This is a genomic window from Catenuloplanes japonicus (assembly GCF_000717135.1).
In the GTDB taxonomy this organism is placed as follows: Bacteria; Actinomycetota; Actinomycetes; order Mycobacteriales; family Micromonosporaceae; genus Catenuloplanes; species Catenuloplanes japonicus.
In genome coordinates, this window is sequence record NZ_JNXY01000012.1 from 24,224 (window position 1) to 42,513 (window position 18,290).

Annotated in this window: 17 protein-coding genes; 4 read left to right on the forward strand and 13 right to left on the reverse strand. The window is 71.3% G+C overall.

Annotation, left to right across the window (positions count from 1 at the left end):
- Positions 1 to 138 precede the first annotated feature (138 nt).
- Positions 139 to 1,833, reverse strand: a complete 1,695-nt coding sequence (locus OP04_RS18735; protein ID WP_033341040.1) for a phosphodiester glycosidase family protein — start codon at positions 1,831 to 1,833, stop codon at positions 139 to 141.
- 19 nt (positions 1,834 to 1,852) lie between these two features.
- Positions 1,853 to 2,539: an SDR family oxidoreductase gene (locus OP04_RS18740; protein ID WP_033341041.1), complete on the reverse strand. Its 687-nt coding sequence runs from the start codon at positions 2,537 to 2,539 to the stop codon at positions 1,853 to 1,855.
- Between the two features lie 77 nt (positions 2,540 to 2,616).
- Here OP04_RS18740 and OP04_RS18745 point away from each other — a divergent pair, with 77 nt between their 5' ends.
- The gene (locus OP04_RS18745; RefSeq protein ID WP_033341042.1) at positions 2,617 to 3,771 is read left to right on the forward strand and encodes an ROK family transcriptional regulator; all 1,155 of its coding nucleotides are present in this window, start codon (positions 2,617 to 2,619) and stop codon (positions 3,769 to 3,771) included.
- Here the strand turns inward: OP04_RS18745 and OP04_RS18750 are convergent.
- The 8 genes from OP04_RS18750 to argC all read right to left on the reverse strand — a co-directional run bounded on the left by OP04_RS18750 (position 3,754) and on the right by argC (position 11,595).
- Positions 3,754 to 4,260: a GNAT family N-acetyltransferase gene (locus OP04_RS18750; RefSeq protein WP_157240019.1), complete on the reverse strand. Its 507-nt coding sequence runs from the start codon at positions 4,258 to 4,260 to the stop codon at positions 3,754 to 3,756. The genes OP04_RS18745 and OP04_RS18750 overlap by 18 nt on opposite strands.
- A gap of 170 nt (positions 4,261 to 4,430) precedes the next feature.
- The gene (argH, locus tag OP04_RS18755) at positions 4,431 to 5,864 is read right to left on the reverse strand and encodes an argininosuccinate lyase (RefSeq protein WP_408606764.1); all 1,434 of its coding nucleotides are present in this window, start codon (positions 5,862 to 5,864) and stop codon (positions 4,431 to 4,433) included.
- 10 nt (positions 5,865 to 5,874) lie between these two features.
- Positions 5,875 to 6,384 (reverse strand): arginine repressor, encoded by a 510-nt coding sequence (locus tag OP04_RS18760; RefSeq protein WP_033341045.1) that lies wholly within the window; start codon positions 6,382 to 6,384, stop codon positions 5,875 to 5,877.
- Positions 6,381 to 7,307, reverse strand: coding sequence for an ornithine carbamoyltransferase (gene argF, locus OP04_RS18765; RefSeq protein ID WP_033341046.1), 927 nt, complete (start codon positions 7,305 to 7,307; stop codon positions 6,381 to 6,383). Before argF ends, OP04_RS18760 begins: the two co-directional genes overlap by 4 nt.
- On the reverse strand, positions 7,304 to 8,473 hold the full coding sequence (locus OP04_RS18770; protein WP_033341047.1) for an acetylornithine transaminase: 1,170 nt from the start codon (positions 8,471 to 8,473) through the stop codon (positions 7,304 to 7,306). The genes argF and OP04_RS18770 overlap by 4 nt, the downstream gene beginning before the upstream one ends.
- The gene (argB, locus tag OP04_RS18775; protein ID WP_033341048.1) at positions 8,470 to 9,363 is read right to left on the reverse strand and encodes an acetylglutamate kinase; all 894 of its coding nucleotides are present in this window, start codon (positions 9,361 to 9,363) and stop codon (positions 8,470 to 8,472) included. The genes OP04_RS18770 and argB overlap by 4 nt, the downstream gene beginning before the upstream one ends.
- 64 nt (positions 9,364 to 9,427) lie before the next feature.
- Positions 9,428 to 10,597, reverse strand: coding sequence for a bifunctional glutamate N-acetyltransferase/amino-acid acetyltransferase ArgJ (argJ, locus tag OP04_RS18780; protein WP_033341049.1), 1,170 nt, complete (start codon positions 10,595 to 10,597; stop codon positions 9,428 to 9,430).
- Complete coding sequence (gene argC / locus OP04_RS18785; RefSeq protein ID WP_033341050.1) at positions 10,594 to 11,595, reverse strand: N-acetyl-gamma-glutamyl-phosphate reductase; 1,002 nt, start codon at positions 11,593 to 11,595, stop codon at positions 10,594 to 10,596. The genes argJ and argC overlap by 4 nt, the downstream gene beginning before the upstream one ends.
- Before the next feature lie 155 nt (positions 11,596 to 11,750).
- On the opposite strand from argC, the gene OP04_RS18790 reads away from it, so the two are divergent.
- Complete coding sequence (locus tag OP04_RS18790; protein WP_033341051.1) at positions 11,751 to 12,086, forward strand: hypothetical protein; 336 nt, start codon at positions 11,751 to 11,753, stop codon at positions 12,084 to 12,086.
- Between the two features lie 38 nt (positions 12,087 to 12,124).
- Here the strand turns inward: OP04_RS18790 and OP04_RS18795 are convergent, their stop codons facing one another.
- The 3 genes from OP04_RS18795 to OP04_RS18805 are packed head-to-tail and all read right to left on the reverse strand — an operon-like array spanning position 12,125 to position 15,914.
- Positions 12,125 to 12,892 (reverse strand): hypothetical protein, encoded by a 768-nt coding sequence (locus OP04_RS18795; protein WP_157240021.1) that lies wholly within the window; start codon positions 12,890 to 12,892, stop codon positions 12,125 to 12,127.
- Complete coding sequence (locus OP04_RS18800) at positions 12,892 to 15,168, reverse strand: hypothetical protein (protein WP_033341053.1); 2,277 nt, start codon at positions 15,166 to 15,168, stop codon at positions 12,892 to 12,894. The genes OP04_RS18795 and OP04_RS18800 overlap by 1 nt, the downstream gene beginning before the upstream one ends.
- Complete coding sequence (locus tag OP04_RS18805; RefSeq protein WP_033341054.1) at positions 15,159 to 15,914, reverse strand: hypothetical protein; 756 nt, start codon at positions 15,912 to 15,914, stop codon at positions 15,159 to 15,161. The genes OP04_RS18800 and OP04_RS18805 overlap by 10 nt, the downstream gene beginning before the upstream one ends.
- A 132-nt stretch (positions 15,915 to 16,046) precedes the next feature.
- Between OP04_RS18805 and OP04_RS18810 the strand changes: the two genes are divergently transcribed.
- Together OP04_RS18810 and OP04_RS18815 are read left to right on the forward strand one after the other, a co-directional pair.
- Positions 16,047 to 16,733, forward strand: coding sequence for a Crp/Fnr family transcriptional regulator (locus OP04_RS18810; RefSeq protein ID WP_033341055.1), 687 nt, complete (start codon positions 16,047 to 16,049; stop codon positions 16,731 to 16,733).
- A gap of 50 nt (positions 16,734 to 16,783) precedes the next feature.
- Entirely contained in the window at positions 16,784 to 18,244 is a 1,461-nt protein-coding gene (locus OP04_RS18815) for an MFS transporter (RefSeq protein ID WP_063746634.1), read from the forward strand.
- Positions 18,245 to 18,290 lie beyond the last annotated feature (46 nt).

Sequence of the window (18,290 nt, forward strand, 5' to 3'; positions counted from 1 at the left end):
CACGCGATCGGGGCGTCCCTCATGTCGTGGGAAGACGACATGAGGGACGCCCCGATCATGGTGCGCGGTGATCCAGGCGTCATTGACCTCGGTGGAACGACATGAGGGGCGCCCCGATCACGGTGGGGACGGCGACGGTCAGCGGGCGTTGACCAGGATGACGTCGCCGGTGGCGCGCTCGGTCGGCTGGCCTGCGGAGTTGAGGTCGGACGGGGAGCTGATCAGCGTGCCGTTGACCACGGTCGCGGAGGAGCCGCCGCCGTCGAGGTTGATCGCCTCGACCGCGCCGAGGGACTTGAAGACCTCCGCGAACTCCTTGATCGGCAGCCCCTGGCTGATCCCGGCCTGGCGCCCGTCGACCTGGATCAGGATCAGCCGGCCCTGACGGTCGACGCCGGCCCCGGTACGCGGGTTGTCGCGGATGAACCAGTTGTAGCCGAACGACGCGCCCAGCGCCGAGTCCGGCAGCCCGAGCGACGGATCCTCGTGCACGAGCCCGTCCGCCAGCGGGTTGACCGCCACCCGTCCGTCGCTGACCAGCTGCGGCCCGCCGTTGACCACGAAGTCACGCGGCCCGAAGCAGACCGTGCGCCCGCGCGCGTCGACCACGGTGGTGTCCAGGGTCAGGAGCGCACCCACGCGCGCGTTCGCCGTGAGCCAGGCCGCGTCCGTGCCGATGGCCTGCACGATGCGGTGGCCGGCCGGCACCGTCCCGCCGATCCGGTCGCGGACCGTGACGACCCGGCCGGTGCGGTCGATCAGCGCCTCGACGCCCGGCCCGGTCGGTGTCGGCACGCCGTAGCCGTCCGTGAAGACCACGATCTCGTCCGGGTCGGTGCAGGTGAAGTCGTGCACGGGCCGCTCGGTGGGCTGGTCGCCGCCGACGCCGCCGCAGTCGCGGATCTTGCCGGGCAGCCGGTTGAGCGCGTCGACCAGGTGCGTGCGGCCGGTGCCGAAGCGCAGCGCGTACCGGCTGGAGAGGTTTTCGATCTCGGCTCGTCGCCCGTTGTCGCGGAGCACGAGCACGGCGCGGTTGTTGGTCGCGGCCGTGACCGGCGTGCCGTGGAGCACGCTGAGGCCGGCCGGCACGCCCGGGGTGCCGTCGTTGGGGTTGATCGTGAAGTAGCCGCCGTTGACGCCGTAGACCGCGCCGGCCGCGGCCGCGATCGAGCTGGTGGTCTGCTGCCCGGAGATCGCGTCGCCGACCGAGGAGGTGACCTTGCCGCGGAAGCGGTCCGGGTCCACCGTGAGCACGCGCAGCAGCCACGGCCCGGTGCTGGTCGGGCGCCCGTCCTGGCCGGTGTTGAGCGCGAACGCGGAGAACCCGGCCGCGGCCAGCGTGCTGATGAGGGAGGCGGTGGCGGCCCGGTCCGCGAACCGGCCGATGCGCAGCGTGTAGCCGATCAGCCCGCCGCGGTACCCGGTGAGCGTGGGGGCGTAGTCGACCGCCTCGATGCGCGGCTCCCAGCCGCGCGCGGCCAGCTCCGCGGCGACGGCCGGGTTCGCCAGCAGCTGCGCCTTGACCGCCTGCGCCTTGGCCGCCGTGCCGAGCGCGCCCTTGTCCGCGTCTGGGTCCGGGTCCTCCAGGACCTCGCCGAGCGGGATGTTGATGCCGATCGTCCAGTAGACCTGGTTCGGGTCGGCCTTACCGCGGGTGATCGTGGTCAGGACGACGCCGGGCGCGAGCGTCTGCGTGGTCCGGGTCTCCGGGAGCCCGGCCGGTCCGAGCGGCAGCCCTTTCACCGCGGGGGAGGCGGAAACGGGTAGGGCCGGGCCTGCCACGACGGCGAGACCGGTGAGAGCGGCGAGCGCGATACGACCGCGACGCTGCATGGAGCACTCCTCGGGGGGTTCAGTGTGCGAAAGCGGGTTCACGGGTGGTGCAGGAGTTGCGGTGCCAGTATCCGGCCGGCTCGGGGCGCATGAGTCCGAGCCCGCCGTCGACCGGCAGCACCGCCGCGGCCACATAGGACGCCTGCGGTGAGGCGAGGAACGCCACGCAGCGCGCGACCTCGTCGGCCCAGCCCGCACGGCCGACCGGCGTGGGTGGCAGCACCGGCATGGGCAGGTCCGGCTCGGCGAGGCCGGCGGCGAGCACCCCGTTGACCCGGACGCGGCGGTCGCGAAGCCGGTCGGTCATCAGCCGGGTCATCCCGGACAGCGCGATCGAGGCAGACCGTGCGCCGTCCGGGACGGCGGGTGCCTCCGCGACGTTGACGATCGCGCCGCCGGGCGTGACGAACCCGGACAGCCCGAGGTGCACCGCGTTCGGGTGCGGGATGCCGATCGGGCAGTTGACCAGGATGTCCGGGGTCGCGCCGAGCGCGTCGCAGGCCAGGATCGCCCGGTCGACGAAGTCGGACGGCGCGTGGCCGGCGCCCACCCCGATGATCCGGTCCAGGCCCTCGGCGGGGGTGATCACGTCGACCGCGATGACCCTGGCCCCGCGGACGGCGAGCTCGGCCACGACGGCCCGCCCGATCGGGTGGGCCGCGCCGGCGACGATGGCGGTGCGCGATGCGAAGTCTGTGTCGAGCATGGGTGCGGCCTCCTCGGCCGGGACACGGCCGACTTAATAAAGGAGCCTTCTTTAATAAAGAGGTACTCTGCTCCGTCATGAGCACCGAGTCAAGGGGAAGCGGCCCGCACGTTCTGCGGCGGCTGAACGCGAGCGCCGTTCTGACGGCGCTGCGCACCGGCGGGCCGCAGCGTGTCGCGGATCTGATGGCCCGGACCGGTCTGACCCGGCCCACCGTCGCCCAGGCGCTCACGCTGCTGGAACACGCGGGCTGGATCGAGCCGGTGACGGACGCGGACGCCTCGCCGCGCAAGGGACGGCCGGCGCAGCTGGTCACGTTCCGTGCGGGCGCGGGCTGCCTGGCCGGCGTGGACGTCGGCCCGCACAAGGCGATAGCGCTGATCACCGACCTGATCGGGCGTCCGCTGGCGGAGATCCGCGTCCCCACCGAGGGCGCCGGCGACGGCCCGGAGCTGATGACCCTGATCGCGGACACGGTACGGGCCGCGCTGCGTCAGGCCGGCCGCACCGAGGACGAGGTGCACGCGGTCTGCATCGGCTCCCCCGGCATCGCGGACCCGGCGAACCGCACGTTCCGGCTCGCGCCCAGCATCCCCGGCTGGGCGTCGCTGCCGCTCGACGCGGAGCTGGGCCGGATGTTCCGCTGCCCGGTGCTGGTGGAGAACGACGTGAACCTGTCCGTGCTCGCGGAGCGCTGGCAGGGCGTGGCGACCGAGGCCGGCACCGTGATGTTCGTGCACTGGGGCTCGCGGATCGGCGCCGGGATCACGGTCGGCGGCCGGCTGCACCGGGGCCGGTCCGGCGCGGCCGGCGAGATCGGCTTCATCGACCTGGACGAGTCGCCGTCCCTGGTCGACGGCATGGGACCGCTGGAACGCGTGGTGGGCGCGGACGCGATCGGCCGGCTCGGCGGCGCGGACCCGTCCGCGGTGCTGCGGGCCGCGGCGGACGGCGACCCGGTCGCGCTGACCGCGATCGACACGGTGGCGGCCCGCTTCGCCCGCGGCCTGGCCCCGGCGCTGCTGGTGCTCGACCCGGAGCTGGTGGTGATCGGCGGCGGCGTGTCCCGTGGCGGCCCGACGCTGCTGGACGCGCTCGACCGGCACCTGCGCGCCCGCACGCTGGTGCCGCCGCGCCTGGCGCTCTCCGCGCTCGGCGACCGGGCGGGCGTGCTCGGCGCGGTCCGCGCCTGCCTGGACAACCTGGAGCAGACGCTAGCCGACGGTCTTTAGATCCAGCTTCCACTCGTTGCAGCGGATCGGCGTGCCGACCGGGAACTCGAAGTCGCACTCGCCGACCAGGGACAGCCCGGCGTTGCGGCACACCCGGTTCGACGCCTCGTTGTCCGTCTTCGGGAACGCGTGCAGCCACTGCCGGCGCCCGTCCGCCGCGGCGAGCGCGACCACCCGGCGGGCGGCCGCGGACGCGATGCCGCGCCCCTGGAAGTCGTTGAGGATGCTCCAGCCGGTCTCCCAGACCGTGCTGCCGTTCCACTCCCGGTCCCAGTAGCCGATGCTGCCCACGGGCGTGCGCTCCGGCGGCAGCGCCACCCGGAACATCACGCCGGTGCCGGTGATGCTCATGTGCACGTACCGCCGGTGCCGGTCGACGATCTTCTCCTCCGGCTCCGGCCCGCCCAGGTGCCCCTTCATCGCCGGCACGTTGATCCGGCGCAGCAGGCCGAGGTCCTCCTCGGCCCACGGGGTCAGCTCCAGTTCCATCGACCCATCCCACCACATTCCACGCGCGGCCTATTCGCTGGCTACGGCCTTTCGGCAGGTTCACCGCCCGGTCTTAGGACCATCACGCAACGTTCGCGGGGAGTGGCGGCGGCACAGGTACGCCGTGGGCGCGGACCGCCCGGCCCGGATGACGGGCCGGGCGGTGATGATCAGCGCGGGACGACCGTCTCCGACGCCCAGGCACGCCAGGTGACCAGCGTGTCCGCGGCGGCGGCGAGCTGGTCGCGGACCGGGCCGGGGCCGGTGGAGCCGTACGTCTTGCGGGCCGCCAGCGCGGACTTCACCGACAGCACGGACCGGACGTCCGGGTCGAGGTGCGAGGAGATCGCGACCAGGTCCTCGTCCGACACCTCGTCCAGCGCGCAGTCGCGGGCCACGCACAGCGCGACCAGCTTCCCGGTGATCTCGTGCGCCTCCCGGAACGGCACGTTCTTGCGGACCAGCCAGTCCGCGACCTCGGTGGCCAGCGTGTAGCCGACCGGCGCGGCCGCGGCCAGCCGGTCCGCGCGCACGGTCATCGTGGAGATCATCCCGGCCAGCGCGGGCAGCACGAGCTGGAGCTGGTCGACCGCGTCGAACGCCGGCTCCTTGTCCTCCTGCATGTCCCGGTCGTAGGTCAGCGGCAGCCCCTTGAGCATGGTCAGCACCGTGACCAGGCCGCCGATGAGCCGGCCGGACTTGCCCCGGGCCAGCTCCGCGATGTCCGCGTTCTTCTTCTGCGGCATGATCGACGACCCGGTGGCGAACGCGTCGTCCAGCTCGACCCAGCCGAACTCCTGCGACGTCCACATCACGACCTCCTCGCCGAGGCGGGAGAGGTGCACGCCGACCATCGCGGTGATGAAGAGGAACTCGGCCACGAAGTCCCGGTCCGCGACCGCGTCCATCGAGTTCGGCGCCGCGGTGGCGAAGCCGAGCTCCTTGGCGACCTGCACCGGGTCGAGCGGCAGCGACGAGCCGGCCAGCGCGCCGGAGCCGAGCGGGCTGACCGCGGCGCGCGCGTCCCAGTCCCGCAGCCGGGACAGGTCGCGCAGCAGCGGCTGGACGTGCGCGAGCAGCCAGTGACCGAACGTGACCGGCTGCGCGTGCTGCACGTGGGTCATGCCGGGCGCCGGCGTCTCGATGTGCCGCTCGGCCTGCTCGGTCAGCGCGTCGGCCAGCTCGACCAGGCGCAGCGCCACGCCGCGGGCGTGATCGCGCAGGTAGAGGCGCAGGTCGGTGGCGACCTGGTCGTTGCGGGAGCGGCCGGCGCGCAGCTTGCCGCCGAGCGTGCCGAGGCGTTCGAGCAGGCCGCGTTCGAGCGCGGTGTGCACGTCCTCGTCCTCGACCGTGGGCCGGAACGCGCCGGACGCGCAGGCGGCCTCCAGGTCGTCGAGCGCGGCGAGCATCTTGCCCAGCTCCTCCGCGTCGAGCAGGCCCGCGTGGGCGAGCACCCGGGCGTGGGCCCGGGAGCCGGCCAGGTCGTACGGTGCGAGCCGCCAGTCGAACTGCACGCTGACGGAGAGACGGGCGAGCGCCTCCGCGGGCCCGCCGGAGAAGCGGCCGCCCCAGAGGCTGGTCCGGTTTTCAGTAGAGGAGGTCACGAGCCCATTCTCAGTTATCGGAGTCGGCGGGCCCGGTACGGGCCCACCCGGAGAGCTTGTCGGCGAGCGCGGGCCCGCCGAACGGCTCCCGGGCGACGACCAGGATGGTGTCGTCGCCCGCGATCGTGCCGACCACGTCCGGCAGGCCGGAGCGGTCCAGCGCGCTGGCCAGGAACTGCGCGGCCCCGGGCGGGGTACGCAGCACGGCGATGTTGCCGCTGGCGTCGGAGCCGGTGAGCAGCTCGCGCAGCAGCCGCAGCAGCCGCGCCGGGGCCTGCTCGGCCTGCCGGATCACCGGCGTGCCGTCCTCGGGGATCAGGTAGACGGCCGGGCCACCCGCGGTGCCACGCACCTTCACCGCGCCCAGCTCCTCCAGGTCACGGGAGAGCGTGGCCTGGGTGACCTGCACGCCGTCGCCGGCCAGCAGCTCGGCCAGCTCGGTCTGGGACCGGACCGCCTTCTCGCGGATCAGCTCCACGATCCGGGCGTGCCGCGCGGTGCGGGTGGTGGGGGACGTCATGCGGAGTAGCCTGCCAGCCAGGCCAGCAGCGCCTTCTGCGCGTGCACCCGGTTCTCCGCCTCGTCGAAGACCACGCTCTGCGGCCCGTCCATCACGTCGTCGGTGATCTCGTCGCCGCGGTGCGCGGGCAGGCAGTGCAGCACGACCGCGTCCGGCTTCGCGGCCGCGACCAGGTCCTTGTTCACCTGGTACGGCCGGAACGGCGTGAGCCGGTCCTTCCCGTCCGACTCGTGGCCCATCGAGGACCAGGTGTCGGTGGCGATCACGTCCGCCTGGTCCACGGCCTCGAACGGGTCGCGGAGCACGGACACCGAGCCGCCGGTCCAGGCCGCGATCTCGGACGCGCGGGCCACGATCGCCGGGTCCGGGTCGTAGCCGGACGGGCCGGCCACGCGCACGTGCATGCCCGCGGTCGCGCCGGCCAGCAGGTACGAGTGGCTCATGTTGTTCGCGGCGTCGCCGACGTAGGCGAGCGTGCGCCCGGCCGTGCCGCCGCAGTGCTCGCGCACGGTGAGCAGGTCCGCGAGCAGCTGGCAGGGGTGGAAGCCGTCGGTGAGCGCGTTGACGACCGGGACCGTGGCCACGGAGGCGATCTCGGCGAGCCGGTCGTCGCCGTAGGTACGCATGACTATCGCGGACACGTACCGGGAGAGCACGTGCGCGGCATCGGCCAGCGTCTCGCCGCGGCCGAAGTGCGTGGCCTGCGTGTCCACGATGATCGGGTTGCCGCCGAGCTCCGCGATGCCGACGTCGAACGACAGCCGGGTCCGCAGGCTCTGCTTGTCGAACAGCACCGCGATCGACTTCGGCCCGGCGAACGGCTTGTGCCCGTACCGGTCCGCCTTCATCAGCTGCGCCAGGTCGAGCACCGCGGACTGCTCGGCCGGGGTGAGGTCGTCGTCGCGGAGGAAGTGCCGGGTCATGAGCTCACCGTGTCCAGTGCGTCGGGCAGCGCCGCGAGGAAGGAGTCGGCCTGTTCGGCCGTGAGGATCAACGGCGGTGCCAGCCGTACGACGTGCGGCGCCACCGCGTTGACGAGGAAACCGGCGTCCTTGAGCACGCCGGCCAGCGCGCCGGAGGCGGGTGCGGTGAGCACGATGCCGAGCAGCAGCCCCGCGCCGCGCACCTCGCTGACCAGCGGGTGGCCGAGCGCCTCGATGCCGTGCCGCAGCCGCTCCCCCACGCGCTTGACGTGGTCGAGCAGGCCCTCGTTCGCGATCGTCTGGATGACCGCGAGCGCGGCCGCGCAACTGACCGGGTTCCCGCCGAACGTGCTGGCGTGCATGCCGGGCTGGAACAGCGTGGCCGCCCGGCCGAACGCGAGGACCGCGCCGATCGGCAGCCCGCCGCCGAGCCCCTTGGCCAGCGTCACGATGTCCGGCTCGACGCCCTCGGCCTGGTGGGCGAACCAGTGCCCGGTGCGGCCGATGCCGGTCTGCACCTCGTCCAGCGCGAGCAGCGCGCCCTTCGCGGTCGTGATCTCCCGGGCCGCCGTGAGGTAGCCGGGCGGCGGCACCAGCACGCCGCCCTCGCCCTGGATCGGCTCCAGCAGGACCATCGCGGTCTCGTCCGTGACGGCACTCTTCAAAGCGGAAACGTCGCCATAGGGCACGTGCGTGACCTGGCCCGGCAGCGGCAGGAACGGCGCCGCCTTCGCGGGCTGCCCGGTCAGCGCCAGCGCGCCCATGGTCCGGCCGTGGAAACCGCCCTCGGTCGCCACCACGTGGGTACGCCCGGTCAGCCGCGACATCTTGAACGCGGCCTCGTTCGCCTCCGCGCCGGAGTTGCCGAAGAACACCCGTCCCGGCCGCCCGGCCAGCGCGAGCAGCAGCTCGGCGAGCTTGATGGTCGGCTCGGCGACGTAGAAGTTCGAGATGTGGCCGAGCGTGGAGATCTGCTTCGTCACGGCCGCGACCACGGCCGGGTGCGCGTGGCCGAGCGCGTTGACCGCGATCCCGCCGAGCAGGTCCACGTACTTCTTGCCGGCCTCGTCGGTCAGCACCGCGCCGTCGCCGCTGGCCAGCGCGATCGCGGGCGTGGCGTAGTTGTCCATCATGGACGTCTGCCACCGGTCGATCAGACCGCTCATGACCCCATCACCATCGTTCCGAATCCCTCAGAGGTAAAGACTTCCAGCAGGGTCGAGTGCGCGACCCGGCCGTCGACGACGTGCGCGGCGGGAACCCCGCCCTCCACCGCGCGCAGGCAGGCCTCCATCTTGGGGACCATGCCCGACTCCAGGCTCGGCAGCAGCTTCGCCAGCTCGTGCGTGGTGATCTGGGTGATCAGGCTCTCCGGGTCCGGCCAGTTGCGGTAGAGGCCGGTCACGTCCGTCAGCACCACCAGCTTGCGCGCGCCGATCGCGACCGCGAGCGCGGCGGCCGCGGTGTCCGCGTTCACGTTGTGCAGCACGCCGTCCTCGTCGGGCGCGACCGTCGCGATGACCGGTATGCGGCCGGCCGCGATGATGTCCGCGACCGCCGACGGGTTCACCGTGGCGACGTCGCCGACCAGGCCCACGTCGACCGGCTCGCCGTCCACGATCGCGGGGCGGCGCACGGCGGTGAACAGCTTCGCGTCCTCGCCGGACATGCCCACCGCGTACGGCCCGTGCTCGTTGATCAGCCCGACCAGCTCGCGGCCGACCTGGCCGACCAGCACCATCCGGACCACGTCCATGGTCTCCGGCGTGGTGACGCGCAGGCCGCCGCGGAACTCGCTCTCCATGCCGAGCCGCTTCAGCATGCGGGAGATCTGCGGGCCGCCGCCGTGCACCACGACCGGCTTGAGCCCGGCGTAGCGCAGGAACACCATGTCGGCCGCGAACGCGCGCTGCAGCTCCGGGTCGACCATGGCGTTCCCGCCGTACTTGACCACCACGGTCTCACCGGAGAACTGCCGCAGCCACGGCAGCGCCTCGATCAGCGTGGCGGCCTTCTGCTGCGCCACCGCCAGGTCACGCGTGAGCGCGGCCGTCACTTGGCCCCCTCGTTCCGAAGATCAAATTCAAGATCATGCGTGGGTACGGAGGTGCGCCCCGGCCTCACGAGCTGTAGGCCGAGTTCTCGTGCACGTACGCGTGCGAGAGATCGTTGGTCCAGATCGTGGCCTGCGCGCCGCCCGCGTTCAGGTTGACGTGGATCTCCACGTCCCGCCCGGACAGGTCCACCTTGGACCGATCCTCCGCCGCGGCGCCGTTCTTGCACACCCACACGCCGTTGATCGCGACGTCCAGCCGGTCCGGCTCGAACGTGGCCGCCGTGGTGCCGACCGCGGCCAGGATCCGCCCCCAGTTCGGGTCGTTGCCGAACAGCGCGGTCTTCACCAGGTTGTTGCGCGCCACCGCGCGGCCGGCCTCGACCGCGTCGTCCTCGGTGAGCGCGCCGGTGACCGCGATCGCGACCTCCTTGGTGGCGCCCTCCGCGTCCGCGATCAGCTTGCGGGACAGCTGGCGGCAGATCTCGGTGACGGCCACGGCCAGCTCCTCCGGCGTCGGCTCGATGCCGGACGCGCCGGAGGCCAGCAGCAGCACGGTGTCGTTCGTGGACATCGCGCCGTCCGAGTCGACGCGGTCCAGCGTGACGCGGGTGGCATGACGCAGCGCCGCGTCCAGCGTGTCCGGACCGGCGACCGCGTCCGTGGTCAGGACGCACAGCATGGTGGCCAGACCGGGCGCCAGCATGCCGGCGCCCTTGATCATGCCGCCGACGCTCCACCCCGTACCCTCGACGACCGCTGTTTTCGCATGTGTGTCCGTGGTGATGATCGCCTCGGCGGCCGCGGGGCCGCCGTCGCGGGACAGGCCGCGCACGGCCGCCTCGACGCCGGGGAGCAGCTTGTCCATCGGCAGGCGCTCGCCGATCAGGCCGGTCGAGCAGACCGCCACGTCACCGGCCCCGAGCAGCAGCGGCTTGGCGGCGCCGCGCAGCGCGGCCGCGGTGTGCTCCGCGGTGGCGTGCGTGTCCTGGAAACCGGCCGGGCCGGTGCACGCGTTCGCCCCGCCGGAGTTGAGGATGACCGCGCGCACCACGCCGCCCTTGAGCACCTGCTGGCTCCAGAGCACGGGCGCGGCCTTGACGCGGTTGCCGGTGAACACGCCGGCCGCGGTCGCGTCCGGCCCGTCGTTGACGACCAGCGCGACATCCGGCTTGTCCGGCTTGATGCCCGCGGCGATGCCGGCCGCGCGGAAGCCCTTCGGGTGGGTGACGCTCATGGTGCGACTCCGTAGATCTGCAGCCCCGTGGTCTCGGGGAGGCCGAGCATGATGTTGGCGTTCTGCACGGCCTGGCCGGCCGCGCCCTTGCCGAGGTTGTCCGAGGCGCTGACCGCGATGATCCGGCCGGAGTCGACGTCGATCGTGGCCTGCAGGTGCACGGCATTGGACCCGCCGACGCTCGCGGTCTGCGGCCACTGCCCCTCGGGCAGGACGTGCACGAAGGGGTCGTCCTTGTACGCTTCGGCGAGAACGTCCCGGGGATCCGCGCCGGTCAGCGGCCGCGCCGTGACCGTCGCCAGGATGCCGCGCGGCATCGGCGCCAGGACCGGCGTGAACGACAGCGTCCGCGCGCCCGTCGCCTGCTTGATCTCGGGAACGTGCTGGTGGCGGCCGGTCTTGTAGGTCGACAGGCTGCCCATCACCTCGCTGCCGAGCAGGTGCGTCTTCGCGGACTTGCCCGCGCCGGACGTGCCGGACGACGCGACCACGACCACGTCCTCCGGGTCGGCGACGCCGGCCGCGATGAGCGGCGCGAGCGCGAGGATGGTGGTGACCGCGTAACAGCCGGTGTTCGCCACCCGGGTGCTGCTGGCGATCCTCTCGCGCTGGCCCGGCAGCTCCGGCAGACCGTAGGTCCAGGTGCCGGCGTGCGCGCCGCCGTAATAACGCTCCCAGGCGGTCGCGTCATGCAGCCGGAAATCCGCGCCGATGTCCACAATTTTCGTGTCATCGGGCAGCTGCCGGGCCAGCGCGGCCGACTGCCCGTGCGGCAGCGCCAGGAACACCAGGTCCACGCCGTCGAACGCCTCCGGCACGGTCGGCTTCGTGACCAGGTCCAGCCCGGTCAGGTGCGGGTGGATCGCGCTGATCGCGCTGCCCGCCTGGCTGTGCGCGGTCGCGGTGACCAGGTCGAACTCGGGGTGCCCGGCGAGCAGTCGGAGCAGCTCGCCCCCCGCGTAACCACTGGCCCCGGCGACGCCGACCTTCACACCCATGACCCCGTCCCTCCGCATCACTATGCGGTCGAATGTATCAACATCCACCGCGCGGCGGCAAAGGGATAAACGCCACCGGTTCTCAGTTTCGCCTACTTTGCGGCTTAAGCCACATATGCTCGGATGGTTGTGCCGCCTTGAGAAGGGAAGCCGCCATGGGCGACTCGATCCGCATCATCACCCCTCAGGCCTACCCGCTCTGGGCAGCCGAGGTGCCCTCCCACTCCGACGAGCAGCCGCTGATGACCAGCGAGGGCGAGGTCGTCACGGAGGACCTGGTCGACTTCATCTTCCCGCACACGTACCGCGTGATCGCCTGGGAACACGTGGTCGGCCGCGACGGCACCCAGCAGGCGCTCCCGATCCTCGCCGGCACCCAGGCCAGCAGCGACCAGACGTACCAGTACGCCGAGGAACGCGAGGACGCCGAGAACCTGGCCCGCCTCCGCATCCGCGAACACCTCCGCCGCAAGAAGTCGATCAGCGCCTGAACGCGCAAGGGGCGGCCGTCACCGGCCGCCCCTTCTCGCTATCTCCCGTACTCCTTGAGCAGCGCGGTCAACGCCGCATCCCATGCCTTGGTGTATTCGGACGGGCCCATCCTCATCTCGGTCCCTCGGACCGCGCGTTCCAGGATGTCCACGAGCCGCCGACCGGCATCGCCTCGCTGCTCCTTGAACGCGGCGAACACCTTGGCGAAGTCGTCCTCCGCCAGCTTCGCCGACGGAGGCGCGAACGGGTTGTCCTCCAGCTTCTCGATGACCGAGGCCCAGGTGCTGACGAGTTCGTCAACCAGCGCCGCGCGCCGCACCTCCAACTCGTGCTCGCACTCCATCGCGACCCGGCGCTCCCAGAACTCGCGGGTCTGCTCGCGAATCCGCGTGTCGGGGTGCACCCGGACGGAGGCCTCGCACACCAGTACAAGAGCGCCCTCGTTGACGGTCCACGGCTGCCGTGCGGACACCTCATCGTTCAACGCCGCTTCGAACGCGACCGCCTGGTGCGGTGCGAACCGGCGTGACATCTCCATCGCCAGGCGACGGACCCCCCGGCGTGCATCCAAAGAAAGCTGAGCCGCTCGCCTCGCCAGGAACTCATGGCTCCCGCCGGTCACGCTCCAGGATTGGAAGATCTCCACGTCGAACGCGAACGCCTCGCCCTGCGCCGGTACCGAGACGATGTGCGACAGGGTCAGGTCATGTCGCGACGGCACTGCAATGCCCTCGTCCAGCCCCCACCAGGTCCTGAACGTCCGCCAGGGCTCCCATCCGGGTGCGGCGGTGGTTGATGCTGACATCACGGCTCCTCAACGATCCGGTCAAGCTGGTCAAGAATGCGCGACGCCGTCACCCGGCCGCGCCACACGTAGGTGAGCTGGTGGCGCAGGCGGTCGCGGACCTGCGGATCCTCCGCGACGGAAGACATCAGTGCCAGGAACGACCCGGTGATCGATGGATCGTCCGGCGCCATCCGCACCCAGTCGCCGAGACGTTCCCAGGCGTTGAAGGCCGAGGACGGATCGAGCAGCGCCAGTTGCCACAGGCGGGCCAGATCTGTACGGCTGACATCACCCGCCGCCATCCGCGCCAGGAGATCGGGCGCCGAGCCGGACTCCGCCATACGTCCTGCGAGAAGCACGAACGCCCGCACCGCGTGCGTCGCGGGCAACCGGAACCGCAGGTCGGCCCAGACCAGCAGCATGGTGAGCAATGAATCGGAGGGCAGGTCAAGCCGGCTCAACGCCTCCGCCACGACCGTGCTGCGGCGCAGGAACGGCTGGCTGGAGACCCACAGTAGGTCGGTCTGGCCCTGGGACGGCATGAGCGCACTAAGTCCGGCCGCATACGCCCGGGAGACCGTGTCCCTCATCCGTGCCGAGTCGCTCTTCGCCCAGCGCTGGATGCAGTCACGCACCAAGGGCCTGGTCTGCGGGGAGAACGCAGCGGCGACGAGTGACAGTCCCGCACATTCACGCACCCACCAGGCGGATGCCCTCGCCCACGGTTCCATCAGTGCGGTGCAGACCTCGCCGAAGTCGTGCTCGGCGCAGCCACCGGCCAGGAGCGCCGCCGTCCGCCGTACCCGAGGATCGCGGCCCTCCGTAACCAGCAGATTCAGCCAGCGCAACAGGTCCTTGGGCCGGAGCGCTCCGGCCCATAGCGCGTCGACAAGTTTGCGGGCCATGCCGTTCTCGGCCGCACGTCGGCTCTCCGCCGTACGCCGATCGCCCGCCGGCATCCACGTCGCCGACAACTCCGCGCCCAGCAGCGCCTGATAGCCACCGGCCGGCGGACGCAACGGCGACGCGTCCGCCGTTCCCTCGGACGCCCGCACGAATGACTCAGCCACGTCCACCACCGAGTTCAGCGGCTCACCCTGGAACAGCACACAGGCGATCCGGAAGGCTCGTGCATGGCCTGCGTCGACGTCGGGCTTCTCGTCGAAGGTCAGCAAGCGGTCGATCACCGCTTGCTCCTCACTGGTACTCCGAGAGACTCCGAACGCCCGCAGTTTGTCGCCGCGGGGGCGATGGAGTGCCACCTCCTCGGCGGTCTCGACCAGCACGTGCAGCCGCCCGGCGGGATCGATCAAGCCTGGCGTGTCCAGACAGAGGCTCACATAGGCACCGACGCAATCGCCCCGGCACTGCATGCACGCGGCGAGACAGGCGTAGTCCTTCAGACGATGCAGCAGATGCGCCTCAAACACCTCGCGCGCAGGCGGGCGAGCGTGCCGCACGTGGCCCACCAGCAAGCTACTGCTGACCGCTCGCGCCTGCTCGGAATCGATCACGATGACCATCGTCGCGTCGAGACTCCTCGCGTGTGATGCCAGGGCGGCCAGCGTCATGGCGTCGGCAACCCGCGCGTCACCCAGTTGCACGAGGTGACCGGCGCCCTCGATGAAGCTGTTCTCCATCCTCGTCAGGTCCGTTAGTTGCTCCGAGGGCAACAGATCAAACGACGCGACGCGGGCTGGAGAACCGTGACGCCGGGCCAGCGCGACACAGGCCGTCGCGGTCCGGCCACTGCTGTCCGGCCCGCTCAGGACCACCAGACTCCGCCGGTCCAGCTCACGCTCCAGCCGCTCGTCCACGTCACTGGTGACATACGCGAGCTGGTACGAGGCTGCCAGCTCGGCGATCAGTCGGGCCTCGATCCGGCGACGGCCCCCGGGCGCCCCGGTGGCCCCGTTGAAGATGATGTTCTCGGCCGCGATGGAGCCCTCGCCCATGGCGCTCTGGCCACGATTGAACTGATCACGGATGCGGAAACGGTCACCGGCGATCCTGCGCAGCTCATCGACAACGAAACCCGCATCGGGCCGTTCAGCGGCGTCCTCGTTCTCCACATCGGCTTCGGCCTCAGCAGGACCCGGCTTGCCGTCCCCGTCCATGCCTTCCGCGGCTATCGATTCCTCGCCCGCGTTCCTCGTTCCGGCGGCCGCGCTCGGCTCATCGTTTGCGTGCGCCTGCGGTTCAGCACTGCCGCTGTCGCGCTGTGGGATCTTGGTCCCGGCCTCCTTGGCCGCCTGACGAGGGCTCTCCTCTTCTGCCGGCTGCGTCATCTCCACCGTCCCTCGATCTTTCCGATGGCCGACGCGCCGTCGCCGACGGCCATCTGGCCGTCGTTACTGACATCTCCTATCTGATAAGTGGCTCGCCTGCCGCTCTTCTTCGCCTTCGGCGCGTCCGGCTGCGGACCGTCCACCGGCCAGGCCTGCTGATTCACGTCCTCGCCGAGCACTGAGATCCAGGCCTGCGCCTTGAAACCCTTGGCCGGGATGTCCACCACCACCTCGCGGAACCATTCGAGCCGCAGGCCGCCCGGGTAGCTGCACACATCGCGATAGATCTCCGACGACAGGGCGAGCGCCACAGACGCGCCGTGATACGCGGCCAGCGCCCGCTTCAGTACCGGCGCGTCCAGCAGACGTGCGAGGTGCACCACGGACCCGCCCGGGAACCCATTCACGCCGTCGAGGTGCACGAGGCCCTGATGTACGGCGACGCGCATCCGCAGGCGATCGTCCACCGGCTTCGCACGGTTCCATTCCCGGAGCAGTCCGTCGATCGCTGGCACGAACCGACCCGTCACTCGCATCTCGTCCACACCGGCCGGCAGGATCGCGATCTCGCCGTCCCCACTCGCCTGCCGGACCCAGTCAGTCCTGGCCAAGCCCGCATCAGCAGCGGCCTGCCAGAGCATCTCCTGGAACAGCTCCTGTGCCCGGTCCTGCGCCCGGTTGCTGAGCCTGCTGTATCCCTCCAGATCTGCCCCTACCTGCACGCGTCGGACCGGAATGCGTTCTTCGTCCACGATCGTCGCCTCCCCTGCCGCCGCCTCCGGACGGCCCGAAGCCAGTGAAAGGCGGACCACGGCCGGATTCCCGGTCAAAAGACGGTTTCGCCGCACGGCGCAACGTCACGCAATTCCACTACCGTCGATGGCATGCTGTCCGAATGGCCGGTCGGAAGCCTGCTGGACCGTCTGCGCCCGTCCGCACAGAAACACCTGCTAGGTCTCGGGGTCGCCGTCGACTACGCCGGGGACCACGTTCTGCTACGGGAGGGGGACACCGGGACGTTCGTGGTCCTACTCTGCCGCGCGCTCGCCAAGGTCACGACCCGGACAGCCGACGATCGCGAGGCCCTGATCGACATCCGGGTATCCGGTGACCTGATCGGCGAGATGGCCGCGCTCAACGGAAGCCCCCGCAGTGCCACCGTCACGACGTGCGGACCGGCCCAGATCCGGGTCATTCAACGCGCGGATTTCCAGGTGTTCCTGGCAGAGTATCCGCACGCCGCGCTGCAACTGACCGGTATCATCGCCGATCAGCTGCGGCGGTCGATACGGCGGCGCGTCGACTTCGCCGCCTATTCCGTGCCGGTACGGCTGGCACGGATTCTGTCGGACCTCGCCACCGCGCACGGCTACCACACCACGACGGGACTCGCGCTCGGCGTACAGCTCACTCAGCCCGAACTGGCAGCACTCTGCGGCGCGTCCGAGGTGAGCGTGCACCGCGCGATGCGACGCCTCACCCGCGAGGGTGTGGTGCGGTCGCGGTACCGGCACATCACCATCGTCGACCTGCCGTCGCTGCGCCGCCGGGCGGACCTTCACGAGGAATGACCGGCGACAACTCCCGCGAAAGTGTCGGACGCAGGCCTTACTGTGTCCCGATGAGCGGTGACCTGCGAACCTTCTACCAAATCTTGATCAACACGCTGCTCGTGTCGGTCATCAACTTCACGGTGTGGTTCGCGGTCACCTTCTGGGTGTACCTGGAGACGCGCTCCGTCTTCGCGACCGGCGTCATCTCCGGCATCTTCCTGGTGCTCACGGCGCTGACCGGCATCTGGTTCGGCAGCCTGGTCGACCACCACCGGCGCACGCTGATGATGCAGTTCTCCGCGGGCGCGTCGTTCGTGCTCTACCTGGCCGCGCTCGGCGTCTGGGCCGCCACACCCCCGGAAGCCTTTCAAGACCCCGCATCGGTACGACTCTGGGCTTTCGTCGTCCTGCTCATGACCGGCGTGATCGCGGGCAACATCCGGACGATCGCGCTGCCGACGCTGGTCACGATCCTGATCGACGAGGACGGCCGCGACCGGGCCAACGGGCTGGTCGGCACCACGTCCGGCGTCACCATGCTGACCACCTCCGTGATCAGCGGGCTGCTCGTGGCGACGGACGGCATGCGGTCCGTGCTGATCGTGTCGCTGGTCGTGCTCGCGCTGTCCATCGTCCACCTGGGCCTGGTCACGGTCCGCGAGCCCGCACCCTCGCCCGAGCACGCGGCGGAGGGCGGCCGGGTCGACCTGGGCGGCACGATCCGGCTGGTCCGGGGCGTCCCCGGTCTGATGGCGCTGGTGTTCTTCTCCGCCTTCAACAACCTGCTCGGCGGCGTGTTCATGGCGCTAATGGACGCGTACGGGCTGTCGCTCGTCTCCGTGCAGGCCTGGGGCGTGCTGTGGGGCGTGCTCAGCACCGGCTTCATCGTCGGCGGGCTGCTCATCGCGAAGGTCGGGCTCGGCGGCCGGCCGGTGCGCCTGCTGCTGCTCGTCAACCTGGTCCTCTGGACCGTGGTGCTGCTGTTCCCGCTGAAGTCCTCGATCATCCCGCTCGCGGTCGGCATGTATGCCTACATGCTGCTCGTCCCGTTCGCGGAGGCGGCCGAGCAGACCATCCTGCAGCGCGTCGTGCCGCTGGAGCGCCAGGGTCGCGTCTTCGGCTTCGCGCAGAGCGTGGAGCAGGCCGCGTCCCCGGCCACCGCGTTCCTGATCTCGCCGATCACCCAGTTCGTCTTCATCCCGCTGATGACGGACGGCGCGGGCGCACGCACGATCGGCTCCTGGTTCGGCACCGGCGCGGACCGGGGCATCGCGCTGGTCTTCGTGCTGACCGGCGCGCTCGGCATCATCGCCACGATCATCATGCTGAACAGCCGGCCCTACCGGCGGCTCAGCGCCCGATACGCGGCCGCGCCGGCGGAGACCCCGGAGACGCCGGGCGCGGGCGCCGTCGCGCCGGACCCGGTCACGGTGAAGGCGGGCGCGGCCGGACCGATCCTTGCGCCCGGCGCCACCGGTTCCGGCGGCGAGGGCGGCACGGACGGGGCGGGCCCGGAGACGCGCGGGTAACCGGGAAACGGCCCGAGCCGGCACCGCGTGGGCAGTCCGTCGCGGC